The sequence below is a fragment of the Streptomyces sp. CO7 genome (assembly GCF_053474865.1).
Genome location: NZ_JBRIOU010000003.1, coordinates 60,224 through 60,892, shown reverse-complemented (window position 1 = coordinate 60,892; position 669 = coordinate 60,224). Strand labels below are relative to the sequence as shown.

Genomic DNA, 669 nt, shown 5'->3' with positions numbered 1-669 from the left:
CCCGGGAGGTCAGGGCGTCGGCGCTCCGGGGTCGGTCGGCGGCCGGTCCGGCGAGGGGAGTTCCTTGGCGAACCAGTGCTCCGCGTAGGCGCTGTCGTTGTACGGCGCGGTCTCGCGGTAGCCGAGCCGCGCGTACAGCGTCCTCGCCTCGACCAGGTCGCTGCGGGTGTCCAGGATCAGGCGCCGCGCGCCCAGCGCCCGGGCCGCGTCCTCCGCGGCGCCGACCAGCAGCGCCGCGCCGCCCCTGCCGCGGAACCCGGGCAGCAGGAACACCCGCTTGAGCTCGGCGACGCCGTCCTCGGCGTCCCCCAGCAGCCGCACGCCCGCCGTCCCCGCCGCCACTCCGTCGTGCCGCGCGACCAGCAGCGTGCCGCCCGGCGGCCGCAGCGCCTCCCCGGTGTCGGCGGCGATCCCCCGCTCCAGGTCGTCCGGATCGGTGCGCCGGCCCACGTGGAGCAGGTACCAGCGGTCGCTGACCTCCGTGTAGTACGCCCGCCAGAGGGCGGCGGCGTCGGCCGAGCCCACGTCCTCCGGGGCCACCGACCACGCCCCGGACACGACCCCCGTCGTGCGCGGCGGTGTAGGAGGAGGACCGGGCGGCGGCGTGGACGACCGCGTCGCGGAGGCAGGCGGGACCGGGGTCGGCGCGGGGGTTCGCATGCTGTGCAT

The 669-nt window shown here is 77.9% G+C and carries 1 protein-coding gene; it reads right to left on the bottom strand.

The annotated features are described in order from the left end of the window. Positions 1 to 9 precede the first annotated feature (9 nt). On the bottom strand, positions 10 to 558 hold the full coding sequence (locus ACOV8S_RS10140; protein WP_448317463.1) for a GNAT family N-acetyltransferase: 549 nt from the start codon (positions 556 to 558) through the stop codon (positions 10 to 12). Between the last annotated feature and the right edge of the window lie 111 nt (positions 559 to 669).